This window comes from Actinocrispum sp. NPDC049592, assembly GCF_040675465.1.
Taxonomy (GTDB): domain Bacteria; phylum Actinomycetota; class Actinomycetes; order Mycobacteriales; family Pseudonocardiaceae; genus Kibdelosporangium.
The window spans coordinates 25,002-46,133 of the sequence record NZ_JBFAPA010000011.1; the positions used below are offsets into that span (position 1 = coordinate 25,002).

19 protein-coding genes are annotated in these 21,132 nt (G+C 68.2%); 8 read left to right on the forward strand and 11 right to left on the reverse strand.

Going from position 1 to position 21,132, the window contains the following annotated elements; all coding sequences use genetic code 11:
* Positions 1-17: 17 nt before the first annotated feature.
* Entirely contained in the window at positions 18-407 is a 390-nt protein-coding gene (locus tag AB0J95_RS26200; protein WP_364762940.1) for a phage holin family protein, read from the forward strand.
* Here AB0J95_RS26200 and AB0J95_RS26205 read toward each other — a convergent pair.
* The 3 genes from AB0J95_RS26205 to AB0J95_RS26215 form a co-directional block, all read right to left on the reverse strand.
* Positions 404-1,450 carry an ABC transporter permease gene (locus tag AB0J95_RS26205; RefSeq protein WP_364762942.1) on the reverse strand — a complete coding sequence of 349 codons (1,047 nt, stop codon included), beginning with the start codon at positions 1,448-1,450 and terminating at the stop codon, positions 404-406. The two genes, AB0J95_RS26200 and AB0J95_RS26205, sit on opposite strands and share 4 nt — an antisense overlap.
* On the reverse strand, positions 1,447-2,361 hold the full coding sequence (locus tag AB0J95_RS26210) for an ABC transporter ATP-binding protein (protein WP_364762945.1): 915 nt from the start codon (positions 2,359-2,361) through the stop codon (positions 1,447-1,449). Before AB0J95_RS26210 ends, AB0J95_RS26205 begins: the two co-directional genes overlap by 4 nt.
* An 89-nt stretch (positions 2,362-2,450) precedes the next feature.
* Entirely contained in the window at positions 2,451-5,657 is a 3,207-nt protein-coding gene (locus AB0J95_RS26215) for a GH92 family glycosyl hydrolase (protein WP_364762948.1), read from the reverse strand.
* Between the two features lie 285 nt (positions 5,658-5,942).
* On the opposite strand from AB0J95_RS26215, the gene AB0J95_RS26220 reads away from it, so the two are divergent.
* Genes AB0J95_RS26220 through AB0J95_RS26240 form a run of 5 tightly spaced genes read left to right on the forward strand, consistent with a single transcriptional unit; the run spans position 5,943 to position 10,760 of the window.
* Complete coding sequence (locus AB0J95_RS26220; protein ID WP_364763767.1) at positions 5,943-6,920, forward strand: LacI family DNA-binding transcriptional regulator; 978 nt, start codon at positions 5,943-5,945, stop codon at positions 6,918-6,920.
* Positions 6,917-7,951 carry a class I mannose-6-phosphate isomerase gene (locus AB0J95_RS26225; protein WP_364762951.1) on the forward strand — a complete coding sequence of 345 codons (1,035 nt, stop codon included), beginning with the start codon at positions 6,917-6,919 and terminating at the stop codon, positions 7,949-7,951. Before AB0J95_RS26220 ends, AB0J95_RS26225 begins: the two co-directional genes overlap by 4 nt.
* Positions 7,948-8,709, forward strand: a complete 762-nt coding sequence (locus AB0J95_RS26230) for an ATP-binding cassette domain-containing protein (protein ID WP_364762954.1) — start codon at positions 7,948-7,950, stop codon at positions 8,707-8,709. Before AB0J95_RS26225 ends, AB0J95_RS26230 begins: the two co-directional genes overlap by 4 nt.
* On the forward strand, positions 8,706-9,737 hold the full coding sequence (locus tag AB0J95_RS26235; RefSeq protein WP_364762957.1) for an ABC transporter permease: 1,032 nt from the start codon (positions 8,706-8,708) through the stop codon (positions 9,735-9,737). The genes AB0J95_RS26230 and AB0J95_RS26235 overlap by 4 nt, the downstream gene beginning before the upstream one ends.
* 12 nt (positions 9,738-9,749) lie before the next feature.
* On the forward strand, positions 9,750-10,760 hold the full coding sequence (locus AB0J95_RS26240; protein WP_364762959.1) for an ABC transporter substrate-binding protein: 1,011 nt from the start codon (positions 9,750-9,752) through the stop codon (positions 10,758-10,760).
* A 45-nt stretch (positions 10,761-10,805) separates the two neighbouring features.
* On the opposite strand, the gene AB0J95_RS26245 is transcribed toward AB0J95_RS26240, so the two are convergent.
* Positions 10,806-12,158 carry an FAD-dependent monooxygenase gene (locus tag AB0J95_RS26245; protein WP_364762962.1) on the reverse strand — a complete coding sequence of 451 codons (1,353 nt, stop codon included), beginning with the start codon at positions 12,156-12,158 and terminating at the stop codon, positions 10,806-10,808.
* Positions 12,159-12,196: 38 nt separating this feature from the next.
* Between AB0J95_RS26245 and AB0J95_RS26250 the strand changes: the two genes are divergently transcribed.
* Complete coding sequence (locus tag AB0J95_RS26250) at positions 12,197-12,802, forward strand: helix-turn-helix domain-containing protein (protein ID WP_364762965.1); 606 nt, start codon at positions 12,197-12,199, stop codon at positions 12,800-12,802.
* A gap of 107 nt (positions 12,803-12,909) precedes the next feature.
* Positions 12,910-14,442 (forward strand): alpha/beta fold hydrolase, encoded by a 1,533-nt coding sequence (locus tag AB0J95_RS26255; RefSeq protein WP_364762968.1) that lies wholly within the window; start codon positions 12,910-12,912, stop codon positions 14,440-14,442.
* A gap of 333 nt (positions 14,443-14,775) precedes the next feature.
* Here AB0J95_RS26255 and AB0J95_RS26260 read toward each other — a convergent pair whose 3' ends face one another.
* The 7 genes from AB0J95_RS26260 to AB0J95_RS26290 all read right to left on the reverse strand — a co-directional run bounded on the left by AB0J95_RS26260 (position 14,776) and on the right by AB0J95_RS26290 (position 21,111).
* Positions 14,776-15,366 carry a hypothetical protein gene (locus AB0J95_RS26260; RefSeq protein ID WP_364762971.1) on the reverse strand — a complete coding sequence of 197 codons (591 nt, stop codon included), beginning with the start codon at positions 15,364-15,366 and terminating at the stop codon, positions 14,776-14,778.
* Between the two features lie 9 nt (positions 15,367-15,375).
* Complete coding sequence (locus AB0J95_RS26265) at positions 15,376-16,014, reverse strand: response regulator transcription factor (RefSeq protein ID WP_364762974.1); 639 nt, start codon at positions 16,012-16,014, stop codon at positions 15,376-15,378.
* Complete coding sequence (locus AB0J95_RS26270) at positions 16,002-17,213, reverse strand: sensor domain-containing protein (RefSeq protein WP_364762977.1); 1,212 nt, start codon at positions 17,211-17,213, stop codon at positions 16,002-16,004. The genes AB0J95_RS26265 and AB0J95_RS26270 overlap by 13 nt, the downstream gene beginning before the upstream one ends.
* Positions 17,214-17,268: 55 nt before the next feature.
* Entirely contained in the window at positions 17,269-18,024 is a 756-nt protein-coding gene (locus AB0J95_RS26275) for an ABC transporter ATP-binding protein (RefSeq protein WP_364762980.1), read from the reverse strand.
* A 71-nt stretch (positions 18,025-18,095) separates the two neighbouring features.
* A complete protein-coding gene (locus AB0J95_RS26280; protein WP_364762983.1) occupies positions 18,096-18,929 on the reverse strand; it encodes an LLM class F420-dependent oxidoreductase in 834 nt (277 codons plus the stop codon).
* 41 nt (positions 18,930-18,970) lie between these two features.
* On the reverse strand, positions 18,971-19,933 hold the full coding sequence (gene meaB, locus AB0J95_RS26285) for a methylmalonyl Co-A mutase-associated GTPase MeaB (RefSeq protein WP_364763770.1): 963 nt from the start codon (positions 19,931-19,933) through the stop codon (positions 18,971-18,973).
* Positions 19,930-21,111, reverse strand: a complete 1,182-nt coding sequence (locus AB0J95_RS26290; protein ID WP_364762986.1) for an acetyl-CoA C-acetyltransferase — start codon at positions 21,109-21,111, stop codon at positions 19,930-19,932. Before AB0J95_RS26290 ends, meaB begins: the two co-directional genes overlap by 4 nt.
* Positions 21,112-21,132: the final 21 nt, after the last annotated feature.

Sequence of the window (21,132 nt, forward strand, 5' to 3'; positions counted from 1 at the left end):
CGTGAGAGGGTGGCCGCGTGGAATTCCTGTATCGAGTGCTTGCCACGGCGGTTGCTGTGTGGGTAGCGACGATTCTGCCGGGGATCAATCTGCTGACGGGGTCGGCCGCGGCGCGGATCGGCACGTTGATCGGGGTGGCGTTGCTGTTCGGCATCGTCAACACGATCCTGAAGCCGATCGTGAAGGTGGCGGGGTGTGTTGTCTACATCCTGACCTTCGGGCTGATCGGGTTCGTGGTGAACGGCCTGCTGTTCTGGTTCACCGGGTGGGCAGCCCAGGAGCTTGAGCTGCCCTTCGAGGTGACCGGGTTCTGGGCCGGCTTCCTCGGCGCGATCATCGTGGCGATCGTCAGCTTCGTGCTGACGCTGCCGCTGCACCTGAAGAAGCTGGTGCCCAACAGAGGCTAACGGTCGTCCCAGCGGAACAGCCTGGTGGCGATGAACCCGACCACCACGGTGAACCCGAGCAGGATGCCGCCGGGCAGCAGCAGCGCCTCGACGCCCTTGCCCCGCACCAGGAAGTCCTGCATGCCGTCGTTCATGTGCCGCAATGGGAAGATCTCCGACACCGTCCGCAGCCAGCCGGGTGCGCGGTCGATCGGGAAGAACGTGCCGGACAGGAAGGCCATCGGCAGGATCACGATCTGAGCCGCGCCGGTGGCCGCCTCCTCGGTCTTGGCGAACGCGCCGACCAGCAGGCCGATCGCGAAGAACGCCAGCATGCCGAGGATGAACACCGGGATCGCCAGTGGCCAGGTGCCGGTGAGCTTCAGGCCGAACGCCGGCAGCGTGGCGATGCCGATGAACAGGATCGCCTGCGCGATCGCGATCCCCAGGGTCACGGTGATCCTGGATGTCAGCACGGTCATCGGGGACACCGGGGCCAGCCGGAGGCGCAGCAGCACCTTCTTCTTGCGCCAGGCCACAAAGGACACTCCGGTGCCGAACACGCCCGCGGACGCCACCGCCCACGACAGGATGCCCGGGGTGAGGTACTGGATCGCGCTCAGCGACGAGTCCTCGACCTGCTCGGCGTCGTAGGAGAACCGGGGTGGCTGGCCGGTCACGGCGATGTTGGTCTTGTCGACCACGCCGGAGACCAGGCCCTGGATGATCCCGGACTGGGTCTGGTCGCTGGCGGCGAACCGCAGCTGAACCTTGGTGCCGTCCTGGTAGACGATGCCCGGGATGTCGCCGTCCTTGACCTTCTGCACGGCCTCGTCGTAGGAGCCGAACTTCTGCGCCTCGACGACCGGGATCTGTTGCAGCGCCTGGACGACCGGGCCGTCCCCGACCACCCCGACCTTGATCTTGTCGCTGCCCGAGTCCTTGAACAGCAGCCCGAAGATCACCAGGAACATCAGTGGCATCAGGAAGACGAAGAACAGCGCGGCCTTGTCCCGCACGAAACCCTTGCCCATCGCGGACGACAGGCTCTTGAAGGCGCTCATGCGCGGTACTCCCGTCCGGTCAGGTCGAGGAAGACGTCTTCCAGGGTGGCGGTACGGACCTGCAGCCCGTCCAACGTGCCGCGCTCGGCCAGCGCGCCGAGGACCGGCGCCGGCTTGCGGGTGGAGATGGTCAAAGTGGACTCGTCGTCGACGACTTCGTCCACGCCCACAAAGGAACGGACCTCGTCGGCGGGCAACACACCGTGCTCGAGGATGATCCGCGTCGGCGCGTCCAGGCCGCGCACCAGGGCCGCGGGTGTGTCCATCGCCAGGATCGTGCCGTGGTCCATGATCGCCACGCGGTCGCAGAGGATCTCGGCCTCGTCGAGGTAGTGCGTGGTGTAGACGATCGTCTTGCCGCGGTCCTGGATCGCGCGCAGCACGTCCCAGAGGTTGCGGCGCGCCTGCGGGTCCAGCGCCGCGGTCGGCTCGTCCAGGAACACCACGTCCGGGTCGTGCACCAGCGCGCACGCGATGGACAGCCGCTGGCGCTGGCCGCCGGACAGCTTGTCCTCACGGGTGTTCGCCTTGTCGGCCAGGCCGACGATCTCCAGCATGTCGTCGATGATCTTGGACTTCACGCCGTACAGCGACGCGAACGTCTCCAGCTGCTCGCGTGCGGTCAGCTTCTCGAAGAACGCCGAAGCCTGCAGCTGCACGCCGATCCGCGGCAGCAGCGCGACCTTGCGCGGCCACGGGTTCTCGCCCAGCAGCGTGACCGTGCCCGAATCGGCCTCGCGCAGTCCTTCGATGATCTCCAGCGTGGTGGTCTTGCCCGCGCCGTTCGGCCCGAGGATGCCGAAGAACTCGCCCTCGGCCACGGTGAACGACACCCCGTCGACCGCTTTCAGGTCTCCGTAGCTCTTGCGTATGTCGGAGACGACGATCGCATCTCCCCCAACAGATGTCATGCCGGGAAAGATAACCCGTGCGGCGCCCGGAAAGGACGCCGCACGGTCGACTCGATACAAATATCAGCCTATTGGTTAGACCATTCGGGCTATCCCGCTGTCACAGCGAACACATGCAGGCTTCCTCCGGTCACAGAGAGCGGCAACGTGACGCTCCTGATCGTCTTCGTGCCGTCCACTGTGATCGGTTCGGTCGCGAACACGTACGTCGCAAGGCCTTGTGTCGTCCCGTTCGTCGAGTTCCGATAGCTTGACGTAGCAGCGATCCGGTTGTTGAACGACGGCTGCTGCCCACCGCCGCCGAGCGTCCAGTCGGAGAACCCGACCTGCGCCGATTGTGTTGTGCCGTCTGTGTAAGTGATCGTGAGCGTGCCGGAGGCGCTGCCGTTGGCGGCGCTGCCCAGCAACGCCAGCTTGGTCGCTCCGGCCGGTGCGGTGAGGTTCACCGTCTGCCCGGACGCGATCACGTTGTCCGGTTCGCCGACCTCGGTGATCGGCCAGGTGTGCACCAGACCGTCCACTGTGATCTTGCTGCCTGGCTTGACCCCCGCGTTGGACAACGCGTTCGCCGAGTAGCTGAACCCCACGTTGTCGAAGTTCGCCACGGACATGGCGTTGTCCGGCGAGATGCCGACGTTGTTGAACGCCGACCGCAGGCTGCCGGGCTGCGTCACCAGGACCTGCAGGACGGCCGGTTCCAGGCCCGCGAAGTTCACGACGATCTTGTACGTGGCCTCGGGCGTGTCCGGCTCGACGCGCACAGCGACCGACCGGCTCGCCTTCGCACCCGGCGGCACGTCGATCTCACCGCCGCCCGGGATCACCGACAGGCCGACCGGCGGTGGAGCGGTCCACTGCACCTTGGCGCCGTTGCCGGAGAAGTCCTGCGCGCCGATCTCGACGAAACCCGTTGTGCCAGGGGGGATGATCACACGACTGGGGTCGACGTACCCGCGCTGGCCGACCTCACCGTCCCGGAACGAAGGCGGCGCGTCACCCGGCCCACTGCCCCAGGCCGACGGACTGGACGACATCGCGAAGTCGACCGTGCCGCCTTTCTCCACAAAGGACTCCGGCAGCCAGGTCCGGGTCGAAGCCTTGCCGTTGAACGACAACCCGCTGATGTACTGCCCCGCGCCGGTCGCGTTGAGCGTCAGGGTTGCGTTCGGCCGGGTGATCACGACCTGCGAGAACGATGGTCCATTGAGGACGAGTTCGGACCGGCCGGGGATCATCGGGTACAGCCCCATCGCCGCCCACACGTACCAAGCCGACATCTGGCCGAGATCGTCGTTACCCACCAGGCCATCGGGATGCGGGCTGTACAGCTCGTCCAGCACTCTCCTTGTCACCGCTTGGGTCTTGGCAGGCGCGCCCGCGTAGTTGTAGAGCCACGGAACGTTCGAGTTGGGCTCGTTGCCCATGAACGCGAACGGCTGCGCCGGACCGGCGTTGAGCTGACTGAAGAACGTGTCCAGTCTGCTCACCACAGTCGCATTGCCGCCCAGGGCATTGAACAGACCACGCGGGTTGTACGGCACCATCCAGGTGTACTGAGCCCCGTTACCTTCAACGAAACCGTCACCCGAGGCCGGGTTGAACGGGCGCAGGAACGAGCCGTCCCGGTTGCGCGGCTGGAGATAACCCGTCGCCGGGTTGTAGAGGTTCTGCCAGTTCTGGGCGCGTTTGGTGAACGTGCTCCAGGTGGCGGTGTCACCGAGCCGCCGGGCCAGTTCGGAGATCGCGAAGTCGGCGCTGGTGTACTCCAGTGTGGTCGCCGCCGGACCCCAGACATCGGGCGCACCCATCGGGATGTAGCCGAGCTTCTGGTAGTCGTCGAGCCCCGGCCGCTCCTGGTAGCCCTGAGTCGGTTGTGTGGCACCGCGAAGCATCAGCAGGAGCGCCTTCGAGGCGTCGAAGTCCTTGGCGCCGAAGGCATACGCGGTCGAGACGATGATGTGGTAGGGGTCGCCGTTCATCACGCCGGTGTAGCCGTTGGCGACCGTCCAGCGGTCCCAGGAACCGCCCTGTTCGGCGAAGGCGATCATCGACCGGGCGATGTCCGAGGTCTCCTTGGGGGCTATCAACGCCAGTAGCTGGGCCTCCGACCGGTAGATGTCCCAGCCGGAGAAGTTGGTGTAGACCGCGTGCCCCTTGTCCGCGGTGTGTATCCGGCCGTCGAAGCCCGGATAGCGGCCGTCGGCATCGGAGAACACGTTGGGCTGCAACAACGAGTGATAGAGCGCGGTGTAGAAGGTGGTCAGCTGGTCCGGCGTGCCGCCCTTGACCTTGATCGTGTTCAGTCGGGTGTTCCAGGCCATGCGGGCCGCGTCCCGGATCTGCTCCAGGGTCTTGGTTCCGCTCTCGGCCTTGAGGTTCTTGGCCGCGCCGTCGATGGACACAAAGGACAGACCGACCCGTACGTTCACAGTGTCCGACTCGAAGGTGTCGAACGTGACGAACCCGCCCGAGCCGGGCCCGGATACGGTGGTGTCCTGTCGGTTCGCTGCCTTGGCGGTCGTCTTGGAAACGTCCACTTTGGCCGGTGAACCGCCGCGTTCCGTCGACCGGCCGGGGGTGACGGTCCCGTTCTTCCAGGTGCCGATCGACTCGAACGGCCGGTCGAACTGAGCGGTGAAGTAGACGCGGTAGCGGTGGTCGGCGCCGCAGAACCTGCCGCTGGTGGCCCAGCCGGAGATCGTGTTCGTGCCGATGGTGACCTCGGCGTCGTCCGTGCCCGCGATCGAGCCGGACGTGTTGACCAGCAAGGTCGCCGGCCCGGCCGGGAAGGTGAACCGCCCGATCCCGGTCCGCTGGGTCACCGACAGGTCAACGCGAGCCCCCGAGTTCAACGTCACCGAGTACGCGCCCGGTGTCGCCGATTCGTTGGCACGGTTGAATCCCGCGATGTACCGGCCCGGATCCGTCGCCGGGGACGTGGTCACCTGACCGGCGAAGGGCATGAACGGGATGTCCTGGTAGGTCGAGCAACCGGCGCCGGACAGGTGGGTCAGGCTGAAGCCCTTCAGCCTGGTGTCGTCGTAGAAGTAGCCGCCGTGCTGCTGGGTCACCGTGTCCGGGCTCCACTGGACCATGCCGAACGGCACGTCCGCGCCCGGGAACGTGTTCCCGGCGCCGCCGCCGGTGCCGTGGTCCGGGCCACCCGGTTTGGTGCCGATGTAGGGGTTCACGAACTGTGCGAGATCGTCTTGTGCTGCCGTCGCCGGCGCGGCCGTGGCCAGGCCTGTCACCAGCCCCAACGCCAGCAGGATTGCGAGCCGTCTGCTGCGGGACATCTCCGAGATTCGCCTCCACGCGGATTGACTGACAACCTTGTCGCTGTCAACCGTTCGTGTCGGCCACAATGCGGAGCGTCGCGAGATTCGTCAACCCTTGGCCGGTTCAATCGCTTGATCGTGAACAGCAAACGTACGCCGAACGCAGTAACAGGTCCAGATCGGGTGACGACGTGACCGGTTTCGCCGGGTACACCCGTTGACATGCGGTCGGCCCGATGTGACACTCGCCGCACCATGACAACGTTGTCGGAACCCAGTGCCCGCAAGGTCCGCCGCGCGACCATGAGCGACGTCGCCCGGCTGGCCGGCGTGAGCATCAAAACCGTGTCCAGGGTGGTCAATGACGAGCCCGGTGTCCACCCCGACACCGCGGAGCGCGTGCTGGCCGCGATCGAACAGCTCGGCTTCCGCCGCAACCTCGGCGCTCGCAACCTGCGCCGCGGCATGTCGACCGGGACTATCGGCCTCGTCCTCGAGGATGTCGGGAACCCGTTCTACTCAGTGCTCACGCGCGCGGTGGAAGAGGTCGCCCGGCAGTACGGGCGGCAGGTGCTCACCGGCTCGTCCGCGGAGGACCCTGCCAGGGAACGCGAGCTGGCGCTGGAGTTCTGCTCACGGCGGGTGGACGGGCTCATTGTTGTGCCTGCCGGGATGCAGCACGGGTACCTCGTGCCGGAGATGCGCGCGGGCACGCCCGTGGTGTTCGTCGACCGCCCCGCCGGGGATGTGGTCGCCGACACCGTTCTCGTGGACAACCTCGGCGGAACCGCTGCCATGGTGGGACATCTGGTCGAGCACGGCCACTCCCGGCTGGCGTTCCTGGGCGACGCACCGGACATCTTCACCGCGAGCGAGCGGCTGCGCGGGTTCCGGGAGGGCTGCGCCCGGGCCGGGATCCGGTTCGACGAAAGCCTTGTCGTGATGGGCCCGCACACCGACGCGGGCGTCAAGTCCGCTGTGGACAGACTGCTGGCCGCCGGGGCGACCGCACTGATCACCGGGAACAACCGGATCACCATCATGGTCCTGCGTGCGCTGTCCACGCTGGACAGACGCCCGGCGCTGGCCGGGTTCGACGACTTCGAGCTGGCCGACCTGCTCGACCCGCCGGTGACCGTGCTCGCGCACGACATCGCCGCGATGGGCCGGGCCGCGGCCGAGCTGTTGTTCGCCCGCATGGAGGGCGACACGTCACCGCCGCGCAGGATCGTGCTGCCGGCCAGCATCATTCCCCGGGGATCAGGAGAGGTACGCCCTTGAACAGCCCAGACGCCGCCGCAGGGACCACTCCTGTGTGGCTGCCGGCCAACCAGCCGCACCAGTTCTACGCCGGCGGCGAGGCGATCGTGGCGCTGCGCGGCGCCGGGAACGCGCGGCTCGACCACGGGCCGGAGGACTGGGTCGGCTCGACCACGACCAGATACGGGCAGCCCACCGAGGGCCTGACCCGGCTGGACGACGGCCAGTGGCTGCGCGACGCCGTGCGGGTGTCCCCGGAGAACTGGCTGGGCAAGGCACATTCGACGTACTTCGGCGCGGATCCCGCTGTGCTGGTGAAGCTTCTGGACGCGGGCCAGCGCCTGCCGGTGCACTGCCACCCGTCCAACGACTTCGCGCGGGCGCACATGAACTCGCACTACGGCAAGACCGAGGCGTGGATCATCGTTGGCACGCCCGCGGACGGCGGCGACGTCCACATCGGCTTCAAGGAGGACCTCTCCGCCGCCACGGTCGCCGACTGGGTGGCCGAACAGGACACCGCGGCCATGCTCGGTGCGCTGAACCAGGTCTCCGTCCGGCCCGGTGACACCGTCTTCGTTCCCGCCGGGCTGCCGCACGCCATCGGCGCGGGTGTGTTCATTGTCGAGCTCCAGCAGCCGACCGACCTGTCGGTCACGTTGGAGTGGAAGGACTTCCTGGCCGACGAGGCCGGTGGCCACCTCGGCTTCGGCTACGACGTCGTGCTGGACTGCGTGGACCGGTCCGGCTGGGACGCCGCCCGGCTGGGCTCGATCGTCCGGCACGCCGAGGATGCCTTGCCGGTCACCGACCTGCTGGGCAAGGACGCCGCCGCCTTCTTCCGCGCGCAGCGCGTCCGCGGTGGCGCCGAGCTGGAGCCGTCGTTCTCCATCGTTGTGGCGCTTGAGGGTTCTGGATCGCTGAAGTCCGAAAGTGGACAATTTCCTTTGCATAAAGGCGATACATACGTACTCCCCTATGCGGCTGGACCGGCTACAGTGGACGGTGATGTCACCGCGATCCGTTGCCTGCCGCCGGAGGTTCCGCAATGACAGCTGTTCTCCAAGCGCAGAACATCGTCAAGCACTACGGCTCGGTCGAAGCTCTGCGCGGCGCCTCGTTCGAGGTCGGCTCGGGTGAGGTGGTCGCCCTCATCGGCGACAACGGCGCGGGTAAGTCCACTTTGGTCAAGTGCCTGTCCGGGGCCGAGATCCCGGACTCGGGCACGATAACGATCGACGGCCGGCAGGTCACCTTGGACTCCCCGGTGACCGCCCGCCGGCTGGGCATCGAGACCGTGTACCAGGACCTGGCCGTCGCGCCGGACCTGGACCCGGCCGCGAACCTGTTCCTGGGCAGGGAAATCCGGCGCAAGGGCCTGTTGGGCGCGTTGGGCGTGCTGGACAAGGCCGAGATGCGCCGGCAGGCCGCGGAGGAGTTCACCCGGCTCGGCGTGACACTGCAGAGCATCGACGTCCCCATCGGCTCGTTGTCCGGTGGACAGCGGCAGAGCGTCGCCGTCGCGCGATCGGTCGTGTGGGCCAGCAAGGTCGTCTTCATGGACGAGCCCACCGCCGCTTTGGGTGTGGTGCAACGGGAAAAGGTGCTGGACGTGATCCGGCGGGTCCGTGACGAGGGCATGGCCGTCGTGCTGATCAGCCACAACATGCCCGAGGTGCTGTCGGTGTCCGACCGGGTCGAGGTACTGCGCCTCGGCCGCCGGGTGGCCCGGTTCACCGCGGCCGACGCCACGCTCGAGGACCTGGTCGGCGCGATGACCGGGGCACTGACGCAGGAGGACGCCGCGTGAGCACCACTGTGGACACTCTGCCGACCGTCGAGCGGCGTAGCTTCACGACAAGGCTGTTGTCCGCCAACACGTTCTGGATCGCGCTGGTGCTGCTGGCGCTGATCGTCGTGTTCAGCATCCTGGCACCGGACTCGTTCCTCACGTTCTTCAACTTCCAGCAGCTGTTCATCGAGACGGCCGTGCTGCTGGTGATCGCGGTCGGGATGACGTTCGTGATCATCACCGGCGGCATCGACCTGTCAGTGGGCTCGGTGCTGATCTTCGCGGGAATGATCTCCGCCAAGACGATGGAGTGGATGAGCCCGGGCCAGGACGCGAGCAACGCGGGCTGGGGCACCATCCTCGTCGGACTCGTCGTGGCGATCCTCGGCGGTTCGGTGTGGGGTCTGCTGAACGGGCTTCTCATTGCCAGGGCGCACATTCCGCCGCTGATCGTCACCCTGGGCACGCTGGGTGCCGCACTCGGTGTGGCGAGCCTGTTGAACGACGGCACGAACGTGCGGACGGTTCCGTTGGAACTGCGGGACAGCCTGGGCTTCGGCACGCTGGAGGGCAACATCCCGAACCTGGTCGTGGTGGCCGCGATCATCACGGTGATCTTCGGGTTCATCCTGCACACCACCAGGTTCGGCCGGTACACGTTCGCGATCGGCTCCAACGCCGAGGCCGCGCGCCGGGCCGGTATCGGCGTGACCCGTCACCTGACGTTCGTCTACCTGCTCACCGGGTTCCTGGCCGGTATCGCGGGTTTCATGTCGCTGGCCTACTTCCAGTCGACCACGATCTCCGGGCACACAACGGATAACTTGAACGCGATCGCCGCCGTGGTGATGGGCGGCACGAGTTTGTTCGGCGGGCTCGGCACCATTCTGGGCACCGTCATCGGGGTGTTCATCCCCGCGGTGCTGCAGAAGGGGTTCAACATCATCGGTGTTCAGCCGTACTGGCAGATGATCGCCGTCGGAGCGGTCCTGGTCGCGGCCGTGTGGTTCGACCAGCACCGCAGGCGAGCCCAAAACAAACGGTAGTCGGAGGTAAAAGTGTCAACGAGGACGCTCATCCTGACGGGGGCTGTGCTGGCGGCGGGGGCGTTGCTCACCGCGTGCGGCGGCAAGATCGGCGAGAACAACGCGGCACCGTCGTCGCAATCTTCCGGCGGCGGCGCCGCTTCGGGCAACAAGAACCTGGAACTTGTCGTCGGGGTGAAGAACGAGCCGTTCTACATCTCCATGCAGTGCGGTGCCGAGGCGGCCGCGAAGTCGGCCGGCTACACGCTCAACACCCAGGCGCCGGACAAGTTCGACCCGACCCTGCAGGGCCCGATCGTGACCGCCCTCGGCGCCAAGAAACCGGCCGCACTGCTGATCGCTCCGACCGACGACAAGACCATGGCGCCGCAGATGAAGACCATCAAGGACATGGGCGTCAAGATCATCGAGGTGGACACCGCGCTGCAGGACACCAGCGTGGCCGCCTCCTCGATCTCCTCGGACAACACCCAGGGCGGCAAGCTCGCGGCCCAGACCATCGCCAAGCTGACCAGCGGCAAGACCGGATCGGTGCTGGTGCTGGACACCAAGGCCGGCACGTCGACGACCGCCGCGCGCGCCAAGGGGTTCGAGGAGGAGCTCAAGACCGCCGCGCCGAACCTCAAGTCCATCGGCATCCAGTTCACCGACAACGAGCCCGCTGTGGCCGCCCAGAAGGTCACCGCCGCGATCTCCAGCACCCCGGACCTGATCGGTGTGTTCGCCACCAACCTGAACACCGGTGAGGGCGCGGCCACCGGCCTGCGCAGCGCGGGCAAGGTCGGCCAGGTGCAGCTGGTCGGGTTCGACGCCAGCCCGTCCGAGGTGGAGGGGCTGAAGAACGGCGCGTTCCAGGCCCTGATCGCCCAGGACCCGGCCACCATCGGCAAGGTCGGCGTCGAGCAGGCCGTGAACGCCATCGAGGGCAAGTCCGTGCAGCGCAACATCTCCGCACCGCTGGTCGCCCTGACCAAGGACGACATGACCAACAAGGCGGAGTTCTTCTACAAGACCAAGTGCTGAGCTGACAAGCAGATGGCGGGTGCCCGGCCGGGCACCCGCCATCTGCTATTTCGTGGCCACCTCGGCGATGTAGCCGTCGGGGCGGATCTCGGCGGTGGCCACGTCCGTCCACTCCGGCCTGGTATGCGACATGTATACAACGTGCATGCCATCGGTATACGGCTTGTCGGCAGTGGTTACCCGGAGCGGGCGGCCGTCGTGCATGCTGGCGAAGAGTTCGCCGTCCAGGTCAGGCGCCCGGGTACCGACAAGGGGGTGCGCGCCTTCGTTGGCTGGGTAGGAGACGTCGAGGCCGGAGAGTTGCATGGCCAGGTCGTGTTCCAGGGCGGGGTTGCGGTCGATCAGCGTGGACAGGGTTGCCCGCAGGGCCTGGGTTTCCGGGGTGTAGTTCGTCAGCAGTGCGGTCTGGGCTTGGGCATTCTCCACGAGCCAGGAGCCGACGGCATGGCGTTCAGCGTGGTACGTATCGAGCAGGGTCGCGGGGGAACGGTTCTGGGCGACCGCGGCGAGCTTCCAGCCCAGGTTCATGGCGTCCTGGATGCCCACGTTGAGCCCCAGGCCACCGGTGGGCATGTGCATGTGGGCCGCGTCCCCGGCGAGCAGGACACGACCGTTGCGATAGGCCGAGGCGAGGCGGGCCGCGTTGCCGAACCTGGACAGCCACACCGGGTCCCGCATGCCGAAGTCCGTTCCAGCGACCGCGAAAGCGCTTGCGCGCACGTCCGCCAAGGTCAGCTCGGTGCGGTCCGCACTGGTCGGGTCGAAGCCGGTGACACGGTGCAGGCCACCCGGGAGCGGCGCGACGATCAGCGCGCCCTGCGGTGTGTGCCGCGTGTACGGGCCTTGCGGCGGGTCGGCGAGGGTGACGTCCGCGAGGTAGCCCCACGCGGTGCTGGCAGTGCCAGGGAACTCGATTCCGGCTGCCTTGCGGACCGTGCTCCCGGCTCCGTCGCAGCCCACGACATACGCCGCGGTCAGCACGGTTTCCGAGTTGACCGTCACCCGCACCGAGTCCTGGTCCTGGGATATCCCGGTCACCTCGTGCTCGCGGAGGATCCGAACGCCCAGCGCGAGTGCGCGTTTCTCCAACAGCTCCTCAGTGATCAACTGCGGGATGGCCAGCATGAAGGGGTACGGGGTGTCCAGGCCCGCGAAGCTGACCCGCCGGTCGAGCAGGCCGAAGTGCCAGGCCGGGACCGGGATCCCCGCAGCCAGCAGTTCGTCCAGCGCACCCCGCATGGCGAGCACTTCCAGCGTGCGCACGTGCATCCCCAGCGCCTTGGTGTGGGGGCTGCGCTCGGCCGCGCGCTCCAGCACCACCGTGGACACGCCGGCCAGCTGCAGCTCCGAGGCCAGCCACAGGCCAACCGGTCCGGCACCTACTACAATGACGTCCATATTCATCAGAATAGCTCTCTAATGAACAGAGTGGCACTATGAGCGTCTACAACTCGCCACGCAGGGCGGAGGCCGCGGCCGGGACCCAGCAGGCGATCCTGGCCGCCGCGCGCCGGCTCTTCGCCGAGAAGGGTTATGCCGCAACGACGATCGGGGACATCGCGAAGGCGGCCCGGGTCGCCACGGCCACGATCTACACCAGCGTTGGCGGTAAACAGCGCTTGCTCGAGGAGCTGGCCCGCACGAGCGCGGCCGACAGCACGCTGGGCGGGTTCGTGGAGTCGTTGCGTCACGCGCGGGATCCGCGTGAGGTGCTCCGGTTGGCCGTCGCGGCGACCAGATACAGCGCCGAGCGCAACGCGGACCTGTTCTCGATCATCAGGGTGAACGCCGCGTTCGACGAGACCGTGGCGGCGATCGCCGCCGAGTCGGAGCGCTGGTTTCGTTCCAGCGCCCGGAAAGTCGCCGCGCGGCTGCGTGACCTGGGCGTTCTGCGCGGCAGCCTGGCCGAGGGCGAGGACACCGTCACCTTCTTCCTCGGCCATGACTCGTGGCACCGGGTGGTCACCGACTTCGGCTGGTCCTACGGCAAAGCCGAGAAATGGTTCACCGCGCGGCTCGCGGAGGCGCTCCTGTCAGGGTGATCCCCGAGCAGAACCAGGGGCGCTTCCCTACTTCTGGCGGTCGCAGGCTCACTCACGGTGTTGGCAGGGTCGGTCGCACAGAGGCAAGGACTAGGGAGGGTGACTCTTTGCGATCGATCACGCGGGCGTTCGGGGTGGCGCTCGTCAGCGGGACCCTGGTGGTCAGTGGTTCGCTGGCGAACGCTCAACCGGCGGAGATCGACGCGGTGCCGGTCGGCTCGATCGACTGGAAACCGTGTCCCGAGGACCCGACGGGCGAGTGCGGCAGCCTGAAGCTGCCCATCGACTACGCGAACCCGGCCGGGGAGAAGTTCGACCTCGCGGTGGCGCGCCGCAAGGCGACCGACCCGGCCAAGCGGCTGGGCGTCATGCTGGTCAACCCGGGTGGCCCGGGCGGGTCCGGCGTGAGCTACGCGCTGTTCAAGAACTGGCCGGAAGAGATCAAGTCGCGCTTCGACATCATCGGGTGGGACCCGCGCGGTGTCGCCCGCAGCGCGCCGGTCAGGTGCTCGCTGGACCTGGAGCGAGCCGCGCCGTCACGGTATCCGCGCAACCAGGCCGAGTTCGACGCGCTGGCCAAGTTCAACCGTGACCTGCTGGCGGACTGCCGCAAGCGCAGCGGCGCCATCACCGACCACGCCGACACCGGCGCGACCATCCAGGACATGGACTCGATCCGGCGGGCGCTGGGCGAGAAGAAGATCAACTACTACGGCGTCTCGTACGGCACGCTGATGGGCCAGCAGTACGCCGAACGGTACGGCGACAAGATCCGGGCGATGGTCATCGACAGCAACATGGACCACAGCCTGGGGACCTGGGCGTTCGCGGCGACCGAGGCGGCCACCGCGGAGGATTCGTTCAACGAGTGGGTGAAGTGGTGTGACCGCACCACTTCCTGTGTGCTGCACGACAAGGGCGCGGCCCGAGTGTGGGACAGCGTGCTGGCCAGGGCCGACCGCGGCGAACTCACCGACCCGGACGACCCCACGGTGAAACTGACCGCGCGCAACGTCATCCAGGCCTCGTTCGGCGCTTTCTACGGCCCCAGCTGGGCTCCGCTCGCCGAGTTCATCGCCGCCCTGGACGCGGAGAAGCCGCTTGGCACCAAGGCTTTCGCCGACCAGGAAGTGAACGACGTGTTCCAGGCGGCGTTCTGCTCGGACTGGAGCCTGCCGGTGCGTAGCTTCGCGGAGTACCAGGCGGTGGCCACGGCCGAGAACGCCATCGCACCGCACATGCGCGGCGGCGCGTTGGGCCACACCGCGTACACCGGCTGCATCGGCCTGCCGACGAAGGTCAACAACCCGCAGCACCGGTTGAACATCCGGCACGCGCCGAAGATCCTGATGCTCAACGCCATCCACGACCCGGCGACCGCCTACGCCTGGGCCGCCAACGCGCACAACCAGACCAGGGACACCACCGTGTTCCTGACCTACGAAGGCTGGGGCCACGGTGTGTATGGCCGCAGCGACTGCGTCAACACCGCCGTGAACACATACTTCGCGACGTTGAAGACCCCGGCGCCCGGAACCCGTTGCGCCGCAGTCGAACCCCCGACGGCCGCAACCCTGGCCGCCGGCCCGTCGGCACTGCCATCCGGCCCCTTGCCGGGTGTGCCAGGCTGGACCCGATAGCGCGACCGGCGGGTGCCCACCCGGGCACCCGCCGTTCCAGCCACGAAGGAGATCGGGATCGCCGTCCGCCGGGCGCAACCACCACGAACACCGCTCCGCCCACCCACCTGACCCACCAGACGAACGGGAAACCCACCCCCCACCAACGGGGAACACACCCCCCACGAACGTGGAACACGACCCCCACGAACGTGGGACACGCGCGGGGATGGGTCGGCGCGCTCTCGTCCGCGCGTGTCCCACGTTCGGGCGGGCCGTGTCCCACGTTGGGGTACCCCGTGTTCCACGTTGGGGGTGGGCGTGTTCCACGTTGGGGGGTGGGGGTGTTGGGAGTTAGGTGAGGGTGGTGAGTTCGCGGTTGAGGTTGGTTCGGGCTTGGGTGGTCCAGAGGGTTTGGGCGCGTGGGGTTTGGTAGAGGGGGTCGCGGGTGAGGAGGGAGCTCAGGACTTTGGCGCGGCCCGCTCGCCACTCCGGCTCCGCATACGACGCGTATTCCGCTCGTACACACCTTATGTACACGTCGTATGCATCCGGTTCGGCCGCGAGGATGGCGAGGTCGGCGTCCAGCAGGACCTGGGTCGCGGGGTTTTCGGAGGTGTGGGTGATGGTGGCGAGGATGTGGGACTCGACGGCGGCTATGTGGGGTTCCGCCACAGCTGAGGAGGTCAGCCAGGTCCGGGCCCAGGCGGCGCTTTCGCGTTCGTCGTCGCCCGGGTGGGCGTTGTAGATCACGTCGTGCGCGCAGATCGCCAGGACGAGCACGGGATCCAGCGAAGGCACCAACAGGGTCGCGTCCCGCAGGACCGCGTGGATGTGCGTGGCGTTGTGGTATTTGCGGTGGGGTTCGGCGTAACGGGTTTCCAGGTCCGTTGAGACCACTGAACCGCCGAGGGCCGAGACCGCGTTGTTCCATTCGTCCCGCACCGGGACAGGCTAACGGTTGAGGTACGCCAGCACCGCCAGAACGCGACGATGGCCACTGTCGCTGGCGGGCAGGTCGAGTTTCGCGAAGATGTTGCCGATGTGCTTGTGCACCGCGCGGTCGGTCACCACCAGGCGCGTGGCGATCTCGCCGTTGCCCAGCCCCTGGGCCATCAGCTCGAGGACTTCCAGTTCACGCGGCGAAAGCTGGGACACCGGGTCCCGCTTGCGCACCAGCAGCTGCGCGACCACCTCGGGGTCCATCACCGTCCCGCCGGAGGCCACCCGGTGCAGCGCGTCGATGAACGCGTCCACCCGGCTGACCCGGTCCTTCAACAGGTAGCCAACCCCGCCCCGCCCGTCCGCGAGCAGCTCCGCCGCGTAGGTCTCCTCGACGTACTGCGACAGGACCAGCACCGGCAGCGAGGGGAACTCCTTGCGCACAGCCAAAGCCGCGCGCAGGCCTTCGTCGCGGAAGGACGGTGGCAGCCGGACGTCCACAATGGTCACGTCCGGCTGGTGAGACCGCACCGCCGCCACGAAGGCGTCGCCGGTGATCGCGGTGGCCGCCACCTCGATACCGCTGGACCGCAGCAGGAGGTTGAGGCCCTCGAGGAGCAGCACGTTGTCCTCGGCGATCACGACCCGCAAGGCACCTCCACGGAGATCACGGTGGGCCCGCCGGCCGGGCTGTCCACGGTCAACGTACCGTCCAGGGCCGCCACCCGGCGCCGCATCCCCAGCACCCCCGTGCCGCGCGCCTCGTCGACCCCGCCGAACCCGTTGTCCGCCACCATGATCACCACCGCGTCGTCCCACGTCACCCGGACCGACGCCCGCGTTGCCTTGCTGTGCTTGGCAACGTTGGTCAGCGCCTCCGCCACGACGTAGTACGCCGCCGCCTCCACCGCGGGCGGGATCCGTGGCAGCTCACCGACCTCCACCCCGACCGGCACCGGGCACCGCGCGCCCAACGCGGTCAACGCTCCGGACAGCCCGCGGTCGGCCAGGATCGGCGGGTACATCGTCCGGATGACGTCCCGCAGCTCCCCCATGGCCTGTTCGGCGCCCTCCCGTGCCTCCCGCACCAGCACGGCCGCCGGGTCCTCGGTGGACATCGACTTCTCCGCCACGCCCAGCCGCATCGCGATCGACACCAGCCGCGCCTGCGTCCCGTCGTGCAGGTCCCGCTCGATCCGGCGCAGCTCGGCCTCGTGCGCGTCGACCGCGCCCGCACGGGTCTCGGTCAGTTCCTCGACCCGGGCCTCCAGCGATGGCGAGAGCAGCACCCGGGACATGTGCGCGTGCGTCTGGGCGAGGAACGGGATCGCGTACCGGGCGCCGATACCCCCGAAGATCGTCATCGGCAGGCCGACCACCAGAGCCAGGGCCCAGTTGGTGATGTGGACGTCCACGATCTGGAGCGAGTCGCTCCGCGGCAGCGTCCACCAGAACAACGTGGTGAACACCCCGCCCGCGGCCATCAGGCACACCAGCACCGCCACCCAGCCCGAGAAGAACCCGAGGAACCCGTGCACCACCAGCCAGACCAGGTCGCGCCAGGTGTTGGCGTCCGTCACCGCCTGGCGGAACCGGGCCAGCACCGACCCCTGCGGCATCCGCAGCGCGAGCGGCACGCGTTGGGGCAGGACCAGCCCGACGAGCGTCCGGTGCAGGTCGGTCCACAGCCGCACGATGATCACGTACACCGGGATGAGGACGAACCCCACGCCGGCGAAGGCGATCGACATGACCGACATCGGCAACAAGATCAGCAACGGCAGTGACACCAGCGCGGTGCAGGCCACGGCCGCCAGGTACGCCAGGTTCTTCCCCCACTGTTTCACCATGCTAGTCAGTCTCCCGTGAACGCCGGGCCCGCACAGTGGAGCGGGCTACACCTTCTCAGCGGTCCCCGAGGTGGGTCATGCGCTCGGCGATCCGTTCCGGCGTCGGCCGGTGCATCTCCCCGGCGATCCGGCCGTCGGCCAGGAACACCACCGAGTCCGCGTACGAGGCCGCGACCGGGTCGTGCGTGACCATCAGAACGGTCTGCCCCATGCCGGTCACGACGTTTCGCAGCAGCTCCAGGACCTGGCGGGCGGTCCGCGAGTCCAACGCGCCGGTCGGCTCGTCCGCGAACACCGCGTCCGGCCGCGTGACCAGCGCACGGGCGATCGCGACTCGTTGTTGCTGACCGCCGGAAAGCTCGCTGGGCAGCCGGTTCAGCCGCCCCTCCAGGCCGACCGCGTGCACCACGGAATCCAGCAGGCGGCGGTCGGCGCGCTTGCCCGCGAGACGCAGTGGCAGCGTGATGTTCTGCTGCACGGTCAACGACGACAGCAGGTTGTACGCCTGGAAGACGAACCCGATCCGCTCCCGGCGCAGGATGGTCAGCTGGGTCTCGTTCATCCGGGCCAGGTCGACGTCGCCCAGCAGCACCTGCCCCTCGGTCGGCTGGTCCAGACCGGCCGCACAGTGCAGGAACGTGCTCTTGCCCGAGCCGGACGGCCCCATCACCGCGGTGAACGTGCCGCGCCGCAGCTCGATGCTGACATCGCGCAGCGCGTGCACCGCGCTGTTGCCGGACCCGTACACCTTGGACACCCCGGTCAGCCGCAGCGCGGGGGTTGTCACCGGCGCCAATGTCTGTGTGGTCATGGCAGCAACGCTATTGGCGCCACCCTTCGTGAAGAATGGCGCCAACTCCCGGGCCGGTGGTGGAGTTGTCCCTACCCCCGCTGGAACTTCGCGACCTGCTCGGCGTAGGTGTCCAGCAGCTTGAGGCTCTCGTCGCGCGGCCGGGTCGGCAGGAACAGGGCGGCACGCTCGATGCCCAGACCCTGGTAGGCGCGCCACACGTCCTCGTCCTTGGCCACACCGAACACACTGACCGGCACGTCGCGGCCGGCGCCGTCGCGCATGGCGGCGATCCGGGTGGTGAGCTGCTCGATCGGGAACGGGTTGGCCAGCCAGCCGCCGCCGTGCTGGATGACCCGGCGGACGGTCGCTTTGGAGTTGCCGCCGAAGTAGATCGGCGGGTGCGGCTGCTGGACGGGCTTGGGGCGGCTGAAGATCGGGTCGAAGTCGACGTGCTTGCCGTGGTACTCGGCCGGTTCGGTGGTCCAGATGGCCTTGATCGCCTCGATCCGCTCGTCCAGCACGGCGCCGCGGGTGTCCGGGTCGGTGCCGTGGTTGCGCATCTCCTCGAGGTTCCAGCCCGCGCCGACGCCGAAGACCAGGCGCCCGTTGGAGACCAGGTCGACGCTCGCGGTCTCCTTGGCGACGTGGATGGGGTCGCGCTGGATCAGCAGGTTGATCGCGGCGACGACGAGCAGGCGCTCGGTCGCGACGGCCGCGGCGGTGAGCGTGACGAACTGGTCGAGCGTGCGGTAGTAGACCGGCGGCAGGTCGCCGCCGCCCGGGTACGGCGTCTCGCGGCTGGCCGGGATGTGCGAGTGCTCCGGGACGAACAGCGAGTCGAACCCACGCTCTTCGACGGCCCGGGCCAGCTCGGCCGGCCTGATCCCGTCGTCATTGACGAACGTGGAGATGCCGAACTTCATCAACCGCCCCTTCCGTCGGTGTGTGCTCCACCTGACGCCGGTTACCCGCCGGATATTCCCTCAACCAGCCGGTCGGCGGCGGTGTACGGGTCGATCTCACCCGCTGAGACGCGTTCGGACAACCGGCGCAACGCGTCCTCGCCGGGGCCGCCGAGCTTGGCGCGCACCGACTCCAGCGCGATCGCCTCGACCTCGGCACGGGCCCGCCGGTACCGCCGTTGGCCCAGTTCATCGTGCTCGACGAGCCACTGGTGATGGGTCTCGATCGCCTTCACGACATCGTCCACGCCATCCATTGTGGACGCAACGGTCGGCACGATCGGCTGGCGCCACGAACTTCCGGCGACCCCGCGCCGGGACATGGCCACCATGTTCTTCAGGTCCCGCACGGTCGCCTCGGCGCCGTCCCGGTCGGCCTTGTTGACCACGAACACGTCGGCGATCTCCAGGATGCCCGCCTTGGCGGCCTGGATGCCGTCGCCCATCCCGGGCGCCAGCAATACGATCGTCGTGTCCGCCAGCGAGACAACGTCCACTTCGGACTGTCCAACCCCGACGGTCTCGACCAGGACCACGTCGAACCCGGCCGCGTCGAGAACGCGCAAAGCCTGGGGCGTGGCCCAGGAAAGGCCGCCGAGGTGGCCGCGGGTGGCCATCGACCGGATGAACACACCCGGGTCGGTCGCGTGCTGCTGCATCCGGATCCGGTCGCCCAGCAGCGCCCCGCCGGAGAACGGCGAGGACGGGTCCACTGCCAGCACGCCGACCCGTTTCCCTTGCGCCCGAAGGGAAGTGACCAACGCCGAAGTCGAAGTCGACTTGCCGACACCGGGCGGACCGGTCAGCCCGATCACCTGGGCGCGGCCGGTCAACGGCGCCAGCGCGGCGGCGACCTCACGCAGCTGCGGGCTGGCGTCCTCGACCAGCGAGATCAACCTGGCCACCGCGCGCGGCTCGTACCGCCGCGCGCGGTCGACCAGGTCAGCGACATCCGGCACGGTCAGGGAACTCGGATCACCAGCGCGTCGCCCTGCCCGCCGCCACCGCACAACGCCGCGGCACCGACCCCGCCGCCGCGCCGCTTGAGCTCCAGCGCCAGGTGCAGCACCAGCCGCGCGCCGGACATGCCGATCGGGTGGCCCAGCGCGATCGCACCGCCGTTCACGTTCACCTTGTCCGGGCTGATCCCCAGCTGCTCGCTTGACACCAGGCCGACGGCAGCGAAGGCCTCGTTGATCTCCACCAGGTCCAGGTCGGCCGGCTCGAGCTTCTCCTTGGCCAGCGCGGCTTTGATCGCGTTGGACGGCTGCTCGTGCAGGCTGGCGTCCGGGCCGGCGACCACGCCGTGCGCGCCGATCTCGGCGATCCAGGACAGGCCCAGCTCCTCGGCCTTCGCCTTGCTCATCACCACGACCGCCGCGGCGCCGTCGGAGATCGGCGAGGCCGAACCGGCGGTGATCGAGCCGTCGCTGGCGAACGCGGGCCGCAGCTTGCCCAGCGCCTCGACGGTGGTGTCGCCGCGGATGCCCTCGTCGTCGGCGATGACGATCGGGTCGCCCTTCCGCTGCGGGACCTGCACCGGCACGATCTCCTCGGCGAAGATGCCGTTCTTCTGCGCATCCGCGGCACGCTGGTGTGAGCGCACCGCGAACTCGTCCTGCTGCTGGCGGGTGACGTTGTAGCGGGAGTTGTACTTCTCCGTCGACGCGCCCATGGCGACCTGGTCGAAGGCGCAGAACAGGCCGTCGTGCGCCATGTGGTCGAGCATGGCCACGTCGCCGTACTTGAAGCCGGAGCGGGACTTCGGCATCAGGTGCGGCGCCTGGGTCATCGACTCCTGGCCGCCCGCGACGATGATGTCGAACTCACCGGCGCGGATCAGCTGGTCGGCCAGCGCGATCGCGTCCAGGCCGGACAGGCAGACCTTGTTGATGGTCAGCGCGGGCACGCTCATCGGGATACCGGCGTTCACGGCGGCCTGGCGGGCGGGAATCTGGCCCGCGCCCGCGGTGAGCACCTGGCCCATGATCACATACTGCACCTGCTCGGGCTTGACCCCGGCTCGCTCCAGCGCACCCCTGATCGCGAACCCACCCAGCTGGGTGCCGGAGAAATCCTTCAGGCCCCCCAAGAGCCGCCCCATCGGGGTACGGGCTCCAGCGACAATGACGGAACCGGACACAACAGCCTCCAATGCAAGCGC